Origin of the sequence: Rhodoplanes sp. SY1 (assembly GCF_046000175.1) — a bacterium.
GTDB lineage: Bacteria > Pseudomonadota > Alphaproteobacteria > Rhizobiales > Xanthobacteraceae > Rhodoplanes.
Window position 1 is genome coordinate 1 of the sequence record NZ_JBEOMB010000231.1, and the last position, 602, is coordinate 602.

Below are 602 nucleotides of genomic sequence, written 5' to 3' on the forward strand. Positions count from 1 at the left end.
CGTGCAGGCCGGCACGGCGGCGGCGGTGCCGCTCGTCGTGATGCTGACCGTCTGGGCGATCGGCGTCGCGGTGTCTTTCCTGGCGCGCGTGCCGGTGCAGCGGCGCGGCGCCTTCCAGGCGATGTTCTTCGTCTCCAACAGCGGGTTCATCGGATTCCCGGTGAACGTCGCGCTGTTCGGCGAGGCGGCGCTCCCCTACGCCGTGATCTACTACCTGGTGCAGACCCTGCTGTTCTGGACGATCGGCGTCTACGGGCTCAGCCTCGACGGGCCGCACTTCGCGGCGCAACGCGGCTCCGCCATCGTGGTGCCGCGTCCCGCCTTCGGCCTGTCGACGCTGCGCAACATCGTGACGCCGCCGTTGATCGGCTCGGTCCTCGCCGTCGCGCTGATCCTCGGCGGCATCAAGCTGCCGACCTTCCTGTCCAGCACGCTCGGCTATCTCGGCGCCATGACGACGCCGCTCGCCATGCTGTTTCTCGGCATCGCCATCTACGTGTCGAATCTCAAGACCGTACGGATGAGCGGCGACATGTGGATCCTGGTCGCGGCGCGGTTCCTGATCGCGCCTGCCGTCGTGCTGCTGGTCACGTCGCTGATCG

The 602-nt window shown here is 68.3% G+C and carries 1 protein-coding gene; it reads left to right on the forward strand.

Annotation, left to right across the window (positions count from 1 at the left end; translation table 11 throughout):
• The coding region (locus ABTU92_RS28740) for an AEC family transporter (RefSeq protein ID WP_408094985.1) at positions 1 to 602 on the forward strand (602 nt) is incomplete at both ends.